Source organism: Xanthomonas sp. WHRI 1810A, assembly GCF_040202885.1.
Lineage (GTDB): Bacteria > Pseudomonadota > Gammaproteobacteria > Pseudomonadales > Pseudomonadaceae > Aquipseudomonas.
On record NZ_JBEGED010000015.1, the window covers coordinates 137895 to 156889 of the forward strand.

The following is an 18995-nucleotide window of genomic DNA, read 5'->3' on the forward strand; positions in this document are numbered from 1 at the left end:
AAGCGTGTCGCACTGCCAACCGAGGATGGTCCGAAGATGTGTTGTTTTCCCCTTTCATGGCGGCCCCTGTTGCTGGGCATTGTCGTGGCTTGTGTCTCCCCGTTTACCTTCGCCGCACCGGGTCATGCCATGACCGTCTACGGCGACGCACCGAAATACCCCGCCGGTTTCAACCATTTCGATTACGTCAATCCGGATGCGCCCAAGGGCGGGTCCCTGAGCCGTTCCTCCGAGGAAATCGGCCAATACAATTACCTGACCCCGTACGCGGATCAGGGCATCAACGTGCGTGAGATCGACAGCTGGGTCTACTCGCCGCTGGCTTACCGTTCGCTGGACGAGCCGTACACCGTGTACGGGCTGGTCGCGGAAAAACTGGAACGCGACCCTGACAATATGTGGGTGCGTTTCTACCTGAATCCCAAGGCGCGTTTCGACGACGGCACCGCCATCACCGCCGAAGACGTGCGCTACACCTTCGACCTGCTGATGACCAAAGGCAGCTTCAGCTACCGACCGCTGTACGGCGACGTCAAGGACGTGGTGATCGAAGGGCCTGGGCAGGTTCGCTTCAACTTCAAGAACAACCTCAACCGCACGCTGGCCCTGGACATCGCCGGGATGCGCATCCTCCCGGAACACTGGTGGAAGACCCGCGACCTGTCCAAGGGCGGCGGTTTCGAGCCACCACTGGGCAGCGGGCCGTACCGAGTGTCGAAAGTCGACGCCGGACGCAGCGTCTCATTTGAGCGGGTCAAGGACTGGTGGGCCAAAGACCTGCCGGTCAGCCGCGGGCTCTACAACTTCGACACGCTGACCGTCAACTTCTACGGCGACGTCGAAGTGGCCCGGCAATTGATCCAGTCCGGGTCGTTCGATTACAACCGCGAGTTCTCGTCGTCGGGCTACGTGGTCGGCTATTCGGGCCCTGCCATCGACGACGGTCGCCTGCAAAAACACATCTTCGCCAAGGACCGTCCGACGGCGGCCCAGGGCTTTGCCTTCAACCTCGACAAGCCGATCTTCAAGGACCGCCGGGTGCGCGAAGCGCTGGCGATGCTCTGGGATTTCGAGTGGCTGAACAACCAGATCATGCGCAACTTTTATGTGCGCGAGCAGACCTACTGGCCCAAGAGCGACATGGCGGCCACCGAGCTGCCGGACGCCGAAGAGCTGAACATCCTCGAGCCGTTCCGTGGCCAGGTGCCCGACGAGGTCTTCACCCAGGTGTGGAAAGCGCCGAAGACCGACGGCAGCGGCTACATCCGCGACAAGCAACTCAAAGCCCTCAAGTTGTTCGCCGAAGCGGGCTGGCACCCGAAAAACAACCGGCTGGTGAACGATGCCGGCGAGCCCATGACCTTCACGTTTCTCGACGGTCAGGGCGGTTTCGACCGTCTGGTGCTGCCGTACAAACGCGTGCTGGGGCAGATCGGCATCAACCTGGACTATCGCCGTGTCGATTCGGCGCAGTACCAGAACCGGCTCAATGCTCGGGACTACGACACCATCGTCACCCAGTTCCCCAGCAACGGTAACCCGATCATTTCGCCGGGCCGCGAACTGTACAACCTGTACGGCTCGCAAAGCGCCACCCAGGTGGGCAGCTCCAACACCCTGGTGCTGCGCAATCCCGTGGTCGACCATTTGATCGACGGCCTGGTGGCCACCAACAGCCGGGACGAAATGGTGCGCTACGCCCGCGCCCTGGACCGGGTGCTGCTGTGGAATTTCTACATGATTCCGCACTACTACTCCCAGGGCACGCCGCTGGTGTACGCCAATCGTTTCGGCATGCCGAAGATCGGTCCGACCTACGACGTGGGCCTGGAAACCTGGTGGGAAGTCAGCCCGACCGCCCTCACCAACGAGCAGATGGCCAAGCTGATGCTCGATCCGCCGAAACCGTCCAGTCTTGCCGCGGGGGCTCACTGATGCTGCGCTATCTGTTTCGTCGTCTGTTGCTGATCATCCCCACCCTGCTGTGCATTCTGGTGGTCAACTTTCTGATTGTGCAGGCCGCGCCCGGCGGGCCGGTGGAGCAGGCCATCGCCCGCGTTCAAGGGTTCAGCCCCACGGGCGTGGGCGGTGGCGGCGGTGAAGTCGCCTCCAGCGGCAGCATGAGTCGCAGCAGCCGTGGCCTGGACCCGGCGCTGGTGGAAGAAATCAAGCACCAGTACGGCTTCGACAAACCGATGCACGAACGCCTGTGGCTGATGCTGAAAAGCTACGCGCAGCTGGATTTCGGCAACAGCTTCTTTCGCGGCATGTCGGTCACCGACCTGATCCTGCAAAAGCTGCCGACCTCGTTATCGCTGGGGCTGTGGGCCACCCTGATCACCTACCTGATCTCGATCCCGCTGGGCATCCGCAAGGCCATCCACCACGGCAGCGCGTTCGATGTCTGGACCAGCACGCTGGTGATCATCGGCTACGCCACCCCGGCGTTTCTGTTCGCCATTTTGCTGATCGTGGTGTTTTCCGGGGGCAGCTACCTGGACTGGTTTCCGGCACAAGGGCTGGTTTCGGACAACTACGAAAGCCTGTCGACCTTCGGCAAGGTCCGCGACTACCTGTGGCACCTGGTGCTGCCGGTCAGCTCGCTGGTGATCGGCGGGTTCGCGACGCTGACCATCCTCACCAAAAACAGCTTTCTCAACGAGATCAGCCGCCAGTACGTGGTCACCGCCCGGGCCAAGGGCCTGAGCGAAAGCCGCGTGCTGTACGCCCACGTGTTTCGCAACGCGATGCTGCTGGTGGTGGCAGGGGTGCCTCAGGCGCTGATTGACGTGTTCTTCGCCGGCGCCTTGCTGATCGAAACCATTTTCGGCCTCGATGGCCTGGGCCGCATGAGTTACGAGGCGGCGGTGTCGCGGGATTACCCGGTGGTGTTCGGCGCCCTCTTCCTGTTCACCCTGTTCGGCCTGCTGATCAAACTGGTGGGCGATCTGTGCTACACGCTGATCGACCCGCGCATCGACTTTTCGGCGAGGAGCGCCTGATGTTCGAGTTCTCTCCCCAGAGCAAGCGCCGCTTGCAGCGCTTCAAGGCCAACCGCCGTGGCTGGTGGTCGCTGTGGCTGTTCGTGGGCCTGCTGGTGGTATGCCTGTGCGGCGAGCTGATCGCCAACGACAAACCGCTGATCATTTCCCTCGACGGCAAGTTGTATTACCCGACGCTGCACCAGTACATGGAAACCGAGTTCGGCGGCGAGCTGCCCTTCGAGCCGGATTACTCCAGCGAATACGTGCGCAAACTGATCGCCGACAAGGGCGGCTGGATGCTGTTCCCGCCGATCCCGTTTTCCGCCGAAACCATCAATTACGACCTCAAGCAGCCCTCCCCAGCCCCGCCCAGTGCGCAGAACTGGCTGGGCACCGACGACCAGGCCCGGGACGTGACGGCGCGTGTGCTGTTCGGCGCGCGGATTTCGATCCTGTTCGCCCTGCTGCTGACGGCGATCAGCACCGTGATCGGTGTGGTGGCCGGCGCGATTCAGGGCTTCTACGGCGGCATGGCCGACCTGATCGGTCAGCGCATCCTGGAAATCTGGTCGGGCCTGCCGGTGCTGTACCTGCTGATCATTCTGTCGGGGTTCGTGGCGCCGAGTTTCTGGTGGCTGCTGGGGATCATGTCGCTGTTCTCGTGGCTGGCGCTGGTGGACGTGGTGCGTGCCGAGTTTCTGCGCGGGCGCAACCTGGAATACGTCAAGGCCGCCCGCGCTTTGGGCCTGACCGACAGCGCGCTGATGATCCGGCACATTCTGCCCAACGCCATGACCAGCACCCTGACCTACCTGCCGTTCATTGTGACCGGCGCGATTGCCACGCTCACCGCGCTGGATTTCCTCGGCTTCGGCATGCCCGCCGGCAGCGCGTCCCTGGGCGAGATGATCGGCCAGGCCAAACGCAACCTCGGCGCGCCGTGGCTGGGCCTGACGGCGTTCTGTTCGCTGGCGCTGATCCTCTCGCTGCTGGTGTTCATCGGCGAAGCCTGCCGCGACGCGTTCGATCCAAGGAGCTGACATGCCACACGCTGACACGACCCCTCTAGTAGTAATCCGCGATTTGCGCGTGGCCTTCAACGGCGCCGAAGTGGTGCACGGCATCAACCTCAACATCCGCCGGGGCGAGTGCCTGGCGCTGGTAGGGGAATCCGGCTCGGGCAAGTCGGTGACCGCCCATTCGATCCTGCGCCTGCTGCCGGGTAAATCGGTAAGCACCAGCGGCACCATTCACTACAACGGCCTGGACCTGGTGCACGCCAGCGACAAGCAGCTGCGCAGCCTGCGCGGCAACCGCATCGCGATGATCTTCCAGGAGCCGATGACGTCGCTCAACCCGCTGCACACCGTGGAAAAGCAGATCAGCGAAATCCTCGCCATGCACAAGGGCCTCAAAGGCCGCGCGGCCCGCAGCCGGACCCTGGAACTGCTGGAACTGGTGGGGATTCACAACCCGCTGCTGCGCCTCAAGGCGTACCCGCATCAGCTGTCGGGCGGTCAACGGCAACGGGTGATGATCGCCATGGCCCTGGCCAACGAGCCGGATCTGCTGATCGCTGACGAACCCACCACGGCGCTGGACGTGACGGTGCAGGTGAAGATTCTGGCGCTGCTCAAATCGCTGCAGGCACGGCTGGGCATGTCGTTGCTGCTGATCAGCCACGACCTGAACCTGGTGCGGCGCGTTGCGCAGCGGGTGTGCGTGATGCGCGCCGGGGAGATTGTCGAGGAGGCCGACTGCCAGACCTTGTTCGCCGATCCGCAGCACGAATACAGCCGGCTCTTGATCAACGCCGAACCGGACGGCGAACCGGTGCTGAGCCTGCACCCGCACACGCTGCTGAGCGTGGACGAACTGAGGGTCTGGTTTCCCTTGCCGACGCCGCTGTTCAGCCGGGAAAAGCGTTATATCAAGGCGGTGGACGGGGTCAGTTTCGAGCTGATGAAGGGCAAGACCCTGGGTATCGTCGGTGAGTCCGGCTCGGGGAAATCCACTTTGGGCCAGGCCATTTTGCGGCTGATCGATTCCGAAGGCGGGATTCGCTTCGGCAACAAGGAGTTGAGCCTGCGCAACCAGAGCATGATGCGCCCGCTGCGCCGGCAGATGCAGATCGTGTTCCAGGACCCGTTCGGCAGCCTGAGCCCGAGGATGACGGTGGAACAGATCATCGCCGAGGGCCTGCTCACCCATCGGGTCGGCACGCCGAAAGAACGCGAGGCCACGGTGATTCGGGTGATGGGCGAAGTCGGCCTTGATCCGGCGTGGCGGCACCGTTACCCCCATGAATTTTCAGGCGGGCAGCGGCAGCGGATTTCCATCGCCCGGGCTCTGGTGCTGGAACCGGAACTGATCCTGCTGGACGAGCCCACCTCGGCGCTGGACCGCACGGTGCAGAAACAGATCATTGCCCTGCTGCGCGACCTGCAACTGCGCCACGGCCTGACCTACCTGTTCATCAGCCACGACCTGGCCGTGGTCCACGCCCTGGCCCACGACCTGATCGTGATCAAGGACGGCAAAGTGATCGAACAAGGCGACGCCCGCACCCTCTTCGCCCACCCGCAACAGGCCTACACTCAGGAACTGCTCAAATCGTCGGGGTTAGTGTTTGGCGGGGCCAGCGTCAGTCACTGATCAAACGCGACGCAGAGCGTCGGGAAATGCATCACCACGCGGAGCGTGGGGACGATCAACTTGTGCACTTGGGCTTCCGGCAGCCCCCCCTTTGATCGCGACAACGTGCTTTTGATTCTGGCCGGAGGCCGTGGGAGCGCAGCTTGCTCGCGATTGGCTGCGAAGCAGTCATGAAACCATCCGCCCCCGGTGCGCCAGGCGTAACGCATAAACCGATCCGCTTCCGGTGCCCGGCAGATCGCGGGCAAGCCACGCTCCCACGCCTTCGGCAGAAGCAGTGGCCGACGAGCCCGTGGATCGTCCTTCCTCCGCAACCGCCCTCGCGGCAGCGCGGATTTGTAAGCATCCATTTCCCGTCGCGGCTATCATTGCGTTTTTAACGCCCCTTACCCGGAATCGCGCCCATGTCCAGCCTCCCTCTTGCCGCGCCGTCGCGCGGCTGGTCGTTTTGGTGGAAACCCGTTGTATTTCTACTGATCGCCGCCATCGGTCTGTATTACGTCAAATGGTCCCCGTACTACCTCAAATCCTTCGTCGCCGCCGACACCCATAACATCGGCGCGTCGATCATCAACGACAACCCGGCTAACCCGTGGACTGCCGCCCTCGCCTACGCTCACGTGTATTTCCTGGCGATCTGGAAAGCCGCCGTGCTCGCCGTGATCCTCGGTTCGCTGCTGCAGGTGTTGATCCCCCGTGACTGGCTGCTGCGCATGTTCGGTCGCGCGGGCCTGGGCTCTACGGTGCGCGGCGGATTGTTCGCGTTGCCGGGCATGATGTGCAGCTGCTGCGCGGCCCCGGTGGCCGCCGGCATGCGCAAGCAGAATGTCTCGGTGGGCGCGGCCCTGGCGTTCTGGATCGCCAACCCGGTGCTCAACCCGGCCACCCTGGTGTTCATGGGCTTCGTGCTGGGCTGGGGCTTTACCGCGTTGCGGCTGGTGGCCGGGCTGGTGCTGGTGATTGGCGTATCGATGGTGGCGCAGCGCATTTCCAAGGCCGAGCCGCTGCCGGAAGGTGCCGTGGAAGCGGTGGTCAACGCGGAAACCGCAGAACACGGCAGCCTGCTGACCCGTTGGGGCAAGACCCTGTGGAGCCTGTTCTGGACCACCATCCCGATCTACATCATCGCGGTGCTAATCCTCGGCGCAGCGCGGGTCTGGCTGTTCCCCCACGTGGACGGTGCCATGGGCAACGGCCTGCTGTGGCTGATTCCGCTGGCCATCGTCGGCACGCTGTTCGTGATCCCGACCGCCGCCGAAATCCCCATCGTGCAGACCCTGATGACCCTGGGCCTGAGCACTGCGCCCGCCGTGGCGCTGCTGATGACCCTGCCGAGCGTGAGCCTGCCGTCGCTGCTCATGCTGCGTAAATCCTTCGACGCCAAGGTGCTGGTGACCGTGGGCGTGCTGACCATGCTGATCGGCGTGGTCAGCGGCCTGGTTGGCGCTGCGCTGCTGTAACCGTCACACGCTGCACAACGAAGCCGCCGGGGCTCACTGCTCCCGGCGGCTTCGCTGTTTCAGGTATTCAACGACTTCGGCCTGATGACCGGAAAACTCGATGCGCGGGTCTTTGCTGTCGCGCTGGTAGACATACATCGGGTCGTAGTACTCGCTGAGCATGCCGCTGATCCAGCCCCGATGCAGGTCGACGTTGCCGCTGCGTTCCTGCTCTTGCAGCGCGGCGTCCATGATCGCCGAGAGACGCTGATAGCGCTCACCCCCCAGGCGCCGAACGATGCTCGACAGGCTCTGTTTCAAGCGTTCGGCGAACCCGTTGAAACCCGTTTCCGGCCCTTGCACGGCGATGAATTCGGCACACAGGTCGATCACATAATCCTTGAGAATCCGTTCGATACGGCTGTCGAAACTGTCCTCCAGCCACACCAACGGCGCGTCCTGCATCGTGCGGTACAAATCCACCGGCACCGCGCGACTGCCGACGATTCGGCCTTCGTCTTCGAGCACAAACTGCTGCACATGCGCTGCGCGCTTTTTCAGAATGTCGATGGCCAGACGGTTTTCGAAATCGATCTGGCTCGGCTGCGGCGTCGCGTGTTTGCCAAAGCTTGAGCCGCGATGATTGGCGTGGCCTTCCAGGTCCAGCGCGTTATTGAGCTGCGCCAGGACTTCGGTCTTGCCGGTGCCGGTCATGCCACCCACCAGCACCAGGTCGCATTCCGCCACCGCCTGCTCGACAGTGCCGAGCAGATACGTGCGCATCGCCTTGTAGCCGCCGATGATGCGCGGGTATTGGACGCCCGCCTCGTTCTGCAACCATTGCTGGGTCAGCTGCGAACGCAGGCCGCCACGGAAGCAATACAAATAGCCCTCGGGGTGCTGGCGTGCAAACGCAGCCCAGGCGTCGATTCGCGCCTGCTTGGTCTCGCCCGAGACCAGACGGTGACCCAGCTCGATCGCCGCCTGCTGCCCGGCCTGTTTGTAGGTGGTGCCGACTTTTTCCCGCTCGCTGTCGTTCATCAGCGGCAGGTTGATCACGCCGGGAAAGGCGCCCTTGTCGAACTCCACCGGGGCGCGCACGTCCATCATCGGCACGTCGTTCAGAAAGATCTCGCGAAATTGAGCGCTGTTGTCGCGCATCAATACACCTCGACCGCGTGTTGCTGTCGCGCCACCAACTCGCCGATGGGCGACAGGTCCAGGCCCAGTTCGGTGGCCAGCGCCAGGAACGCGGCTTGTTCGGCGGGCTCCACGGCAATCAGCAGACCGCCGCTGGTTTGCGGGTCACACAGCAGCAGTTTCTGGGTGTCGGTCAGGGCGCCGATGCGCTCGCCGTAGCTGTCGTAATTGCGGTGGGTGCCGCCCGGGATGCAATCCTGCTCGATGTAGAAATCGACGCTGCCCAGACGCGGCACGGCGGCGGCATTGAGCCGCGCACTGAGGCCGCTGCCATCGGCCATTTCCACCAAATGCCCCAGCAGGCCAAACCCGGTGACGTCGGTCATGGCGGTGACGCCCGCCAGTTTGCCGAAGCGGCTGCCGGGCTTGTTCAACTGGCACATCACGTCCCGGGCCAGGCCCACGTCTTCGTCGCGCAGCAGGCCCTTTTTCTCGGCGGTGGTGAGGATGCCGATGCCCAGCGGTTTGGTCAGGTACAGCTGGCAGCCGACGGTGGCGGTGTCGTTGCGCTTCATGAAGCGTTTTTCCACCAGCCCGGTCACAGCCAGGCCGAAGATCGGCTCCGGCGCGTCGATGGAATGGCCGCCGGCCAAGGGGATGCCGGCTTCGTCGCACACCGAGCGGCCGCCGCGAATCACTTCACGGGCAATCTCAGGCGCCAGCACGTTGACCGGCCAGCCGAGGATGGCGATGGCCATCAACGGGTCGCCACCCATGGCGTAGATATCGCTGATGGCGTTGGTGGCGGCGATGCGGCCGAAGTCGAACGGGTCGTCGACGATGGGCATGAAAAAGTCGGTGGTCGAGACCACGCCGCGTTCTTCATCGATGGCGTAGACCGCCGCGTCGTCGCGGGACGCATTGCCGACCCACAGGCGCGGGTCGAGGTTCTGCGCGCCGCTGCCGGCGAGGATGGTTTCGAGGGTTTTTGGAGAAATCTTGCAGCCACAACCGGCGCCGTGACTGTATTGGGTAAGACGAACCGGATCGTTCATGGGAAGCCCCTGAGTATCAAGGGGGCGAAGTCTACCAGAGCCGGGACGGGTTGGACTTCGGCCCGGATCAGCGACTTGCAGTCGCCGCCTAACCTGTAGAAGTGAGCTTGCTCGCGATCAAATGTCTCACCCACTTATGTGGTGACTGACACGCTTCAAGCGCGAGCAAGCTCACTCCTACAGTGTTTTGTGCCACTTCAAGCAGGCTTACATCATCGGCGACACCATGCTCACCACACGCAACGCCAAGCCTTCGTACGCGTCGAGGGTGATGGTGAATTCACCTTCTTCGGTCAGGTCGCCTTCCACGCGTTCGTTGATGATGTCCACCACCGGGCCCGGCGCAATGCCCGGCAAATGCAGGGTCTCGACGATGGATTCGGCGCTGAAATTCAGTGCGGTGATCTGGATGCCTTTGCCGGCCGGCAGCTCGTGAACCATGATCAACAGACCTGGATGCTCAACGTCCGGAATCAGAATCTGCCGGCTGGCAGCGATGTCGTAGGCGCGGCGCACCGAGAGGATCTTCTTCAGCTGCGAGGCGAAGGAATCCGGGCGCTGCAATTGATCCGGCAGGCTGCCGTAAAGCGTCTTCGGACGCGGCATGCCACCGGCAGAAAACTCGGCGTCCGGGTCGATCCCCACCAGGTCGTAGGCGCCGCGATGGATCCAGCGCGTGTCGCCATCGGCCATCAAATGCGCCACCTGTTCAGCCGGCAGCGGCAAGGCGCCCACGAGGTCCCAACCGGACAAGGCGAACACACCGGGCTGCATGGCGTTGAACATCACCAGCAACAGGTGAATGTGCTGAATCTTCAGCACGTCCTCATCCGTGATGGTGTCCAGGTCGCGGATGCCCAGCGCCGCGGTGATGATGCTGGCGGTGGTGCAGGACACGCCGTTGGTGACGAACTTCAGGTTGTACGGCGCGTGCTCGCCGGCCAGGTGCTCGTACATTTCCTCGCGGATGTGCTCGCGCAGAATGTTGCCGGGGAAGGTCTGGCCCATGTACAGGTACTGATCGTGGGCGTGCAGGGTCCAGAAATGCACCAGCTCCAGGGTCAGTTCGTCATGGTTCTGCAGGGCATGGATCAACGACGCCGGGTCGATGCCGAATTCATGCACCTGACGCAACATCAGCCGCAGGAACTCGGTGCGCCCGGTCAGCAGAGCGTGCTGGTACGCCGGACGGGTGATGAAGTCGTAGGAGAGGTCCGCGCCCCCGTGGGACATGGCGGCGATGTCGTCGATGGTCAGGTTCAGTTCCTGGAAACTGAAACCGCCGGCCTTGCGAATCGCACCCGCCAGCAACTGGTTGCCGGTGATCGAAAGCGGATGGCTCTCCGACCACGCCGTGCCATCAGCCTTGCGCTCGACACCGAGAAATCCGTTGGCGTCCAGGCGCAATACGCGCGCGCCCATCACGTCGATGGCGTGCAACGCGTCGCCGATGATCATCTGTTGCGCGGCAAAGCTGGGGTCCAGCCAGTTCAGTGACGGCTGGCCTTCCTTGAAGTAGTGCAGGTACACCCAGCGCCGCGGCTTGCCGTCGACGCCGACCACCACGGACGTGGCGCTCCAGTCGGTTTCCTTGACGCCGGGTTCGAAGAAAATCACCCGTTGCAGCTGGCCGACGATGTAGTGCTTGTCCCGCAGCAGGTCCACGGTGGCAGGCGGCAGGTTGACCGCGTCGCGGCCGTGCTCGACGTCCGGCAGCAGCGACCAGTCTTCTTCGCGGATTTCCACCATGTGGTAGAGGCCCGGGTATTCCTCGTAGGCCATTTCGGCGAGGCGGAAATCCGCGCCCTTGCCGGTGTGGGACGGGATCACGTCATCGACAATGATCGCGTTGTGCGCGGCGGCAATTCGGCTCAGGCCGAGAAACTGCGCGTCGGTGCCCAGTTCCGGGTCGACCTCGAAGCTGATGCGGTCGAAGTTACCGTCGATGCTCGGGGTGCGCTGCTTACCCTTGAGCCCGCCTGAGGTTTTCAGCGGCCCGTTGTGGATGCCCTGAATGCCGATGTCGGACAAGGCGTGCCACAGGGTTTCGTCGCCCAGCGCTTCCAGCACAGAGCCGCCTTCGCGGGTGATGATCGAGGCCGGATACGCCGTGAACCACACCGACGCGATGGCCGAAGCGTCGCGGGGTCGGGCTTGAGCGTAAGGCCGCTGCCAGAGACGGCCCTGGCCGCCATAGAGTTTTGCGCGTTGCTGTGCGGCGTTGAGCATCGATTGCTCAACCAGCCAGTCCACGTACTGCTTGTCCGGGGTCGTCATAACGTTCTGTCGTCCTGTCGCTCGAGTGCGTAAGGGTATGAGCGCGAAGGACGGGAAACGTTGCATTGGCGATCAAGGCGTCTTCGGATTGAACTTACCGCGCGCTCATCTGCCGACTATTCAAGCGCTGGACATACCGTCCGCTGAACAAGGAGGCTTTTTACATGCCCGATTCAAACGGCAAAATCCGCTACGCAGTGGTCGCCGGTGGTTGGATCTCCCAAGGCGCGTTCATGCCCGGCCTGGAACAGACCGACAACTCGGTGATGACGGCGCTGGTGACCGGCGACCCGGTCAAGGCGGACAAGCTGGCCGAACTCTACGACCTCAAGAGCTATCACTACGACCAGTTCGACACCCTGCTGAAGTCCGGTGAAATCGACGCGATCTACCTCGCCACACCCAACTTCCGCCATCGGGAATTCGCCGTCCCGGCCCTGGAAGCCGGCATCCATGTGCTGCTGGAAAAACCCATGGCGTCCACGGAAGAGGACTGCATCGCCATCGCCGAGGCCGCGCAGAAATCCGGGGCCAAGTTGATGATCGCCTACCGCCTGCATTTCGAGCCGGGCACCGTGGAAATGGTGCATCGCGTGCGTGCCGGTGAGCTGGGAGATCTGCGTCTGTTCACCGCGACCTTCGCCCAGACCACCGACGCGGCCAATCACCGCATGCAGAGCGGTTTCGAAGCCGGGCCGGTCGCCGACATGGGCCCCTACCCGATCAATGCCGTGCGCAACCTGTTTGACGCCGAGCCGATTGAAGTCAACGCCGTCGGCATCAAGACCCCCGGCCGTGAAATCAATACCTGGGACACGGTCACCGTGACCTTGCGCTTCCCTGAAGAGCGGCTGGCAACCTTCACCGTCAGCTACAGCCTGCCCAGCACCGAGCGTTTCCAGTTGATCGGTACCAAAGGGGAATTCGAGGCGTCGCCGTGCTTTGGTTTTGGCGAAGGCGTGGGCATCAGCTATCGCGCCATCATCGACGGCAAGACCACCGAACATTCGCACCCGGTGGTGGATCAGTTCGGCGGCGAGACGCAGTATTTCTCCGATTGCATCCTGCAGGACCGCGAGCCGGAGCCCGACAGTGACGAAGGCTGGCGCGACGTGCGGGTGGTGCAGGCCATAGAACGCGCGCTGACCAGCGGTCAAGCTCAGAAGCTGGACGTGTTGCCAGAGCGCCCCGGCATCAGCATCGAACAGGCCCGCCGTCTGCCACTGGCGAAGGTGCCTGAGTACATCAATACCGATGAGCCGAATGCTTGATTAACGTGCCCCGTTGCTGCGGGGCATCTCTTGCGGTGAGTGAAGCAATGCAAACCCGTGGGAGCGGACCTGTCCGCGAAGAGGTCGGTCCAGACCGCTACATTTATAGCGGTCAAGCGTCAGTCTTCGCGGACAGGTCCGCTCCCACGAGATCGGCGGTCTTCCCCGGAATGTGCGGCGCATGCGAAATCCGTGGGAGATGGCCTTTTCGGCGTGACAGGAGGCCCCGCCTTGCAGGCAAAAAAATGCAGTTGTATGATGTCTGTCAACACCACCCTGGCACTGGACGTTGTCCAATGTCAGGCTTACCGTATGTCCCGGCACTCCAGGCTTCACGCCTGACGACATCACGCCGGATACGATCAAACAACAACAGGAGAAGCAGATGCCTTCCGTTCTCGGCCAGAATTTCATCGCCGGTGCCCGTAGCGCCCTCGGCGAACCTCAACACAAAAGCCTCGACGCCACCACGGGCGAAGCGCTCCCTTACAGCTTTTATCAAGCCACCGACGCAGAAATCGACGCTGCGGCCCTCGCCGCCAAAGGCGCCTTTCTTGAATACCGTCAACTGAGCCCTGCCCGTCGCGCTGAATTCCTCGACGCCATTGCCGACGAACTCGACGCGCTGGGTGACGATTTCGTCGCCGTCGTTTGCCAGGAAACCGCGCTGCCGGCCGGTCGTATCCAGGGCGAACGCGGTCGCACCAGCGGCCAGATGCGCCTGTTCGCCAAGGTCCTGCGCCGCGGCGATTACCTGGGTGCCCGCATCGACCTGGCGCTGCCAGACCGCAAGCCGCTGCCCCGCGTCGACCTGCGTCAATACCGCATCGGCGTCGGTCCGGTTGCCGTGTTCGGCGCCAGCAACTTCCCGCTGGCGTTCTCCACAGCCGGTGGCGACACCGCCTCGGCCCTCGCCGCCGGTTGCCCGGTGGTGTTCAAGGCCCACAGCGGCCACATGGCCACGGCTGACCTCGTCGGTTGCGCCATCATCCGCGCCGCCGAGAAAACCGGCATGCCAAAAGGCGTGTTCAACATGATCTTCGGCAGCGGCGTCGGTGAAGGCCTGGTCAAGCACCCGGCCATTCAGGCGGTGGGCTTCACCGGTTCGCTGCACGGCGGCGACGCCCTGTGCAAAATGGCCGCCGAGCGTCCGCAGCCAATCCCGGTGTTCGCCGAAATGTCGAGCATCAACCCGGTGGTCCTGCTGCCAGGCGCACTGGCGGCACGCGGCGCAACCGTTGCCAGCGAACTCGCAGCCTCGGTGGTCATGGGCGCAGGCCAGTTCTGCACCAACCCGGGCGTCGTGATCGGCGTGCGCTCCCCTGAGCTGACTGCGTTCACCGAACAGCTGACCGAGCACATGGGTGGCCAGGCGCCACAGACCATGCTCAATGCCGGCGGTCTGCGCAGCTACAGCAAAGGCGTGCAAACCCTGCTGGCCCACCCGGGTGTCACTCACCTGGCCGGCAAACCGCAGGAAGGCAAACAGGCCCAGGCCCAACTGTTCAAGGCCGACGTGAGCTTGCTGCTTAACGGCGACCCGCTGCTGCAGGAAGAAGTCTTCGGCCCGACCACCTTGCTGATCGAAGTCGCTGACGACGCCGAGCTGAAACAAGCCCTGCTGGCCCTGCGCGGCCAGTTGACCGCCACGCTGATCGGCGAAGTTGCTGATCTGCAGAAGTACCAGTGGCTGGTTCCGGTGCTGGAAGAGAAAGTCGGCCGCATCTTGGTCAACGGCTACCCGACCGGTGTGGAAGTGTGCGAAGCCATGGTCCACGGCGGGCCGTACCCGGCGACGTCCGACGCCCGCGGCACCTCGGTCGGCACGCTGGCGATCGATCGTTTCCTGCGTCCGGTCTGCTACCAGAACTACCCGGACAGCCTGCTGCCGCCGGCCCTGCAAAACGCTAACCCGCTGGGCCTCAAGCGCCTGGTGAACAGCGAGTGGAGCAGCGACGTCATCGCCTGATGACACGCTGAACCGCTGATCGAAAAACGGCGCGACCTGCTCAGGTTCGCGCCGTTTTTTATGGCTGTCGAACAGGCTTCCACACCCCCGTGGACCGACCACGCCTGATCGCTGTTGCTGTCGAGTCGGCTGGCGTCAGCTACATTGAACGCACGCCGACGTACACCCATGGGCCCTGCGGACGTTCATTCTCTCCGGACGCCACGCGCCAAAGGCAGACCCTGTTGCTGGCAGCTATCTTCATACTGTCGAATTGATGGCGAACCTGATGCCGGCCGCGTGGTCCATCTGTCAGGTCAGTCAGGTCGTCAACTGCGATGAAGCCATTCACTCAAGTCAACCAGCGCGCAGCCGTTACGATAAAAGGTGAGCCAGAAATGCAGTACCGGGGTATCTTTGCGAGCCCTTCAGCCTGTGTCACCTACATGGCCCGTTCACCGTGCACCCTTCTTATCCACCCACGACCACGGCACCGATGACCGACACCCTGCATTCCCTTGAAGATCCCTCCCAGTGGATCATCTGCGAGCACTGCGATTCGCTGTACCAGGCGCTCGACTTGAGCAAGGGCCAATCGGCGTATTGCCTGCGCTGCCGCGCGGTGCTGGATCGGGGTCCGCGCATGAGCATCGATCAGTTGCTGGCCCTGAGCCTGGCCGCCGCCATCATGTTCGTGTTCGCCAACGTATTCCCGGTGATCAGCATCAGCATGCAGGGCCTGCACAACGAAGTGACGCTGTGGGGCTCGGTGCAGGCGCTGGCCCAGGGGCGGATCACCCTGATCGCGCTGGTGGCGGGACTGGCGATCATCCTGGCCCCGGCCCTGCAGATCGCCCTGCTGATCTGGGTCCTGATCCCCGCACGACGGGGTGAAATCGCCCCCGGTTTCAAAAGCTGCATGCGTGCGCTGGAGCATTTACGGCCGTGGAGCATGCTGGAGGTCTGCCTGCTGGGGATTCTGGTGGCGATCGTCAAGCTGGCCGGCATGCTGGACGTACACCCTGGTGCCGGCTTGTGGGCCATGGCCATGTTGATGGTGTTGATCGTGCTGATTGCCGGCAAAGACATCCGGCGCCTGTGGGACGATCTGGGAGTGGGCCTGTCATGAATGGCATCCCGTTCGCCCGCGAGCACGACGTCACCCTCTGCCACGTGTGCAATTACGTCTGCCCGGTCCAGACCCACGAGTGCCCGCGCTGCGAGTCCGCCGTGCACTCGCGCAAGCCCAACAGCCTGGTGCGGACCTGGGCGTTCCTGCTGGCGGGCCTGATCTTGTACATCCCGGCCAACACCTTGCCGGTGATGCTCACCACGCTGTTCGGCCGTGCCAGCGAGAACACGATCATGAGCGGTGTGATCGAATTCGCCGAAGGCGGTTCGTGGGACATTGCGATCCTGATCTTCATCGCCAGCGTGGTGGTGCCGTGCATCAAATTCCTGGTACTGGGGACGCTGCTGATCACCTGTCAGCGCCGCAGCACCTGGGCCATGCGCGAGCGCGCGCGGCTGTATCGATTCATCGAGCTGATCGGCTATTGGTCGATGCTCGACGTGCTGGTGGTCGCCCTGGTGGCGGCGTTGGTGCAGTTCCGCGGGCTCAGCACCATCGAGCCGCGCCTGGGCATTCTGTTTTTTGGTTTGGTGGTAGTGATGACGATGTTCGCCGCCATGAGTTTTGATCCCCGGCTCATCTGGGACGCAGAGGTTGATGATGTCTGATAACGCCGTTCCCCCTTCTCCTTCCTCGCCTCCGCGGCCCGAAGTCAAGACCCGCAAGGCCAGGGTGTCGCTGGTGTGGCTGGTGCCCGTCGTCGCCGCCTTGATCGGGCTGTCGATGGTGCTCCATGACTTCCTCAACGTCGGGCCGAAAGTGACGGTCACGTTCCTGACCGCCGAGGGCTTGGAAGCCAAGAAAACTCAGGTCAAATACAAGAACGTGGTGATCGGCACGGTGACCGACATCGAACTGAGCGATGACCGCACCCACGTGCTGACCACCATCGAGCTGAACCAGTCGGCGGCGCCGTTCACCAGCTCTGACACGCAGTACTGGGTGGTGCGTCCACGAATCGGCGCAGGCGGCGTGACCGGGGTCGACACCCTGTTGTCCGGGGCCTTCATCGGCGCCGATGCGGGTAACTCTGACAAGAAATCGGAGACGTTCACCGGCCTGGAAACCCCGCCCCCGGTCACCTTTGGCGAGCGCGGCAAGCGCTTCAAGCTGCACACCGATGACCTCGGTTCGCTGGACGTCGGTTCGCCGGTGTACTTCCGGCGCATTCAGGTCGGTCAGGTGGTGGCCTACGAATTGGCGAAGGACGGCAAAGGCGTGGACATCGAGATTTTCGTCGGCTCGCCCAACGATCAGTTCGTGCTCACTGACTCGCGGTTCTGGAACGCCAGCGGCGTGGACGTGACGCTAGGCGCCACCGGTTTGAAGGTGTCGACCCAGTCGCTGACGTCGATCATCTCCGGCGGTATTGCCTTCCGCGAGCCCAAATACAGCCCCGACGCGAAGCCGGCCGAGGCCAACGCCCAGTTCCAGATCTTCGACGATCAGGCCACGGCGCTGGCGCCACCGGATGGCGAGCCGAAATACATCAAGATGCGCTTCAACCAGTCCCTGCGCGGGCTGGCGGTGAACGCCCCGGTGGATTTCCTGGGCGTCAACATCGGCCGGGTGGTGTCCGTCGACCTGGATTACGACGCCAAGACCGGCACCTTCCCCGGCATTGTCGGCGCACTGATCTACCCGCAACGGCTTGGGGCGGCCAACGACAAACTCCGTAAAACGGCTGGCGACGGCACTGAAGAAGAACAGACCACCCGCATTCTCGCAGGCTTCGTCGCCCATGGGCTTCGGGCCCAGGCGCGGACCGGCAACCTGCTCACTGGCCAGTTGTACATCGCCATGGATTTCGATCCCAAGGCGCCCAAGCTGACCGACTACGACGCCAAGGCCCGGCCGCTGGAAATCCCGACCGTGGCAGGGAGCTTCGACAAGCTGCAGGAACAGTTGCAGGCCTTCGTCGACAAGCTGGGCAAACTGCCGCTTGAAGATTTGTTCAAGAACGTCAACGGCAGCCTGAGCGAGTTGCAGAAAACCCTGAAAGCGGTGAACAGCGACGTCATTCCGCAAATGCGCGGGACCCTGCAGCAGGCGCAGAAAACCCTGGGCACGGCAAACGAAACGCTGTCCGAAGATTCCCCGGCGCGGGTGCAGTTGGGCCAGGCGATGGACGAGGTGCAACGCACAGCACGCTCGGTGCGGGTCCTGACCGACTTCCTCAGCCGTCATCCGGAATCCCTGATTCGTGGCCGTACCGGCGATGCCGCCCCCAGCTCGTACAACGGGTCATCTTCTTCCCGTCCAATCAATCTGGAGTCTCAGCCATGATGTTGCGCCCTCATCTTCTGGTCCTGGCGACGGCGCTGAGCCTTGCCGCCTGCAGCTCGACGCCGACCCATTACTACACGCTGATTGCGCCGGCGACGTCGGCTCCGGCCACCAGCGCCCAGGCGCCCTTTCAGTTCGAGATGCTGCCGGTGCTGATGCCGGTGCAGGTGGACCAGCCGCCGGTCGTGGTGCGCCAGGGCAACGGCAGCCTGGCGATCCTGGAGAATGAGCGTTGGGGGGCGCCGCTGGGGGATGAGTTTCACGACGCGTTGACCGGGCAGCTGGAACGCCGCTTTGACACCCGGGACCTCGCCGGCCTGCCGAAACAGAGCGACCAGCCGGTGCTGTCGCTGCGCACCGATGTGCGGCGGTTCGAGTCGGTGCTCAATCAAGCCGCGCTGATTGATGTGGTGTGGAACCTGAGCCTGTCGGGCAACGGCGCCAAGCGCCAGAACCTGACCTGCAGCAGCGTCATCCGCGAGCCTGCGGGCCTGGGCATGGAAAACCTGGTCATGGCCCACCAGCGCGCCGTCTCGGTGCTGGCCGACACCATCGCCTCCACCGCCGTCAGCTGGGCCCGCCAGGGCGGCAATGCCGGCCGCTGCCCGGTTTCAACTCTGAACTGATGTCCTCACGCCCTCCGGGCAGAAGCGGATTGCATTCGCTTTTGATTCTGACCGGAGGCCGTGGGAGCGTGGCTTGTCTCTGGGCCGCAATCGGACGATCTGCCGGGCACCGGCAGCAAACTCTGAAAATGCGGTCTACCTGACACGCTGCGGCCGCATGGTTTCAGGGCCGCTTCGCACCC

The 18995-nt window shown here is 63.3% G+C and carries 14 protein-coding genes; 11 read left to right on the forward strand and 3 right to left on the reverse strand.

Features of this window, described 5'->3' with window-relative positions; all coding sequences use genetic code 11:
• Positions 1–36 precede the first annotated feature (36 nt).
• From ABQX22_RS20865 to ABQX22_RS20885, 5 genes are all read left to right on the forward strand, one after another.
• A complete protein-coding gene (locus ABQX22_RS20865) occupies positions 37–1935 on the forward strand; it encodes an extracellular solute-binding protein (RefSeq protein ID WP_349801755.1) in 1899 nt (632 codons plus the stop codon).
• The gene (locus tag ABQX22_RS20870; RefSeq protein WP_349801756.1) at positions 1935–3002 is read left to right on the forward strand and encodes a microcin C ABC transporter permease YejB; all 1068 of its coding nucleotides are present in this window, start codon (positions 1935–1937) and stop codon (positions 3000–3002) included. Before ABQX22_RS20865 ends, ABQX22_RS20870 begins: the two co-directional genes overlap by 1 nt.
• Positions 3002–4024: an ABC transporter permease gene (locus ABQX22_RS20875; protein WP_349801757.1), complete on the forward strand. Its 1023-nt coding sequence runs from the start codon at positions 3002–3004 to the stop codon at positions 4022–4024. The genes ABQX22_RS20870 and ABQX22_RS20875 overlap by 1 nt, the downstream gene beginning before the upstream one ends.
• Position 4025: 1 nt before the next feature.
• Positions 4026–5639 carry an ABC transporter ATP-binding protein gene (locus tag ABQX22_RS20880; RefSeq protein ID WP_349801758.1) on the forward strand — a complete coding sequence of 538 codons (1614 nt, stop codon included), beginning with the start codon at positions 4026–4028 and terminating at the stop codon, positions 5637–5639.
• Between the two features lie 404 nt (positions 5640–6043).
• Positions 6044–7099: a permease gene (locus ABQX22_RS20885; protein WP_349801759.1), complete on the forward strand. Its 1056-nt coding sequence runs from the start codon at positions 6044–6046 to the stop codon at positions 7097–7099.
• A gap of 33 nt (positions 7100–7132) precedes the next feature.
• Here the strand turns inward: ABQX22_RS20885 and mnmH are convergent, their stop codons facing one another.
• The 3 genes from mnmH to treS form a co-directional block, all read right to left on the reverse strand.
• Positions 7133–8239: a tRNA 2-selenouridine(34) synthase MnmH gene (mnmH, locus tag ABQX22_RS20890; RefSeq protein ID WP_349801760.1), complete on the reverse strand. Its 1107-nt coding sequence runs from the start codon at positions 8237–8239 to the stop codon at positions 7133–7135.
• A complete protein-coding gene (selD, locus tag ABQX22_RS20895; protein WP_349801761.1) occupies positions 8239–9273 on the reverse strand; it encodes a selenide, water dikinase SelD in 1035 nt (344 codons plus the stop codon). The genes mnmH and selD overlap by 1 nt, the downstream gene beginning before the upstream one ends.
• Before the next feature lie 207 nt (positions 9274–9480).
• Positions 9481–11550, reverse strand: coding sequence for a maltose alpha-D-glucosyltransferase (gene treS / locus ABQX22_RS20900; protein WP_349801762.1), 2070 nt, complete (start codon positions 11548–11550; stop codon positions 9481–9483).
• 164 nt (positions 11551–11714) lie between these two features.
• Here treS and ABQX22_RS20905 point away from each other — a divergent pair, with 164 nt between their 5' ends.
• The 6 genes from ABQX22_RS20905 (at position 11715) to ABQX22_RS20930 (ending at position 18813) form a co-directional block, all read left to right on the forward strand.
• Positions 11715–12821 (forward strand): Gfo/Idh/MocA family protein, encoded by a 1107-nt coding sequence (locus ABQX22_RS20905; RefSeq protein WP_349801763.1) that lies wholly within the window; start codon positions 11715–11717, stop codon positions 12819–12821.
• Positions 12822–13206: 385 nt separating this feature from the next.
• Positions 13207–14790 carry an aldehyde dehydrogenase (NADP(+)) gene (locus ABQX22_RS20910; protein ID WP_349801764.1) on the forward strand — a complete coding sequence of 528 codons (1584 nt, stop codon included), beginning with the start codon at positions 13207–13209 and terminating at the stop codon, positions 14788–14790.
• 475 nt (positions 14791–15265) lie between these two features.
• On the forward strand, positions 15266–15898 hold the full coding sequence (locus ABQX22_RS20915) for a paraquat-inducible protein A (RefSeq protein ID WP_349801765.1): 633 nt from the start codon (positions 15266–15268) through the stop codon (positions 15896–15898).
• Positions 15895–16509, forward strand: a complete 615-nt coding sequence (locus tag ABQX22_RS20920) for a paraquat-inducible protein A (RefSeq protein ID WP_349801766.1) — start codon at positions 15895–15897, stop codon at positions 16507–16509. The genes ABQX22_RS20915 and ABQX22_RS20920 overlap by 4 nt, the downstream gene beginning before the upstream one ends.
• Entirely contained in the window at positions 16502–18187 is a 1686-nt protein-coding gene (locus ABQX22_RS20925) for a PqiB family protein (protein ID WP_349801767.1), read from the forward strand. The genes ABQX22_RS20920 and ABQX22_RS20925 overlap by 8 nt, the downstream gene beginning before the upstream one ends.
• Positions 18184–18813, forward strand: a complete 630-nt coding sequence (locus ABQX22_RS20930) for a PqiC family protein (protein WP_349801768.1) — start codon at positions 18184–18186, stop codon at positions 18811–18813. Before ABQX22_RS20925 ends, ABQX22_RS20930 begins: the two co-directional genes overlap by 4 nt.
• Positions 18814–18995: the final 182 nt, after the last annotated feature.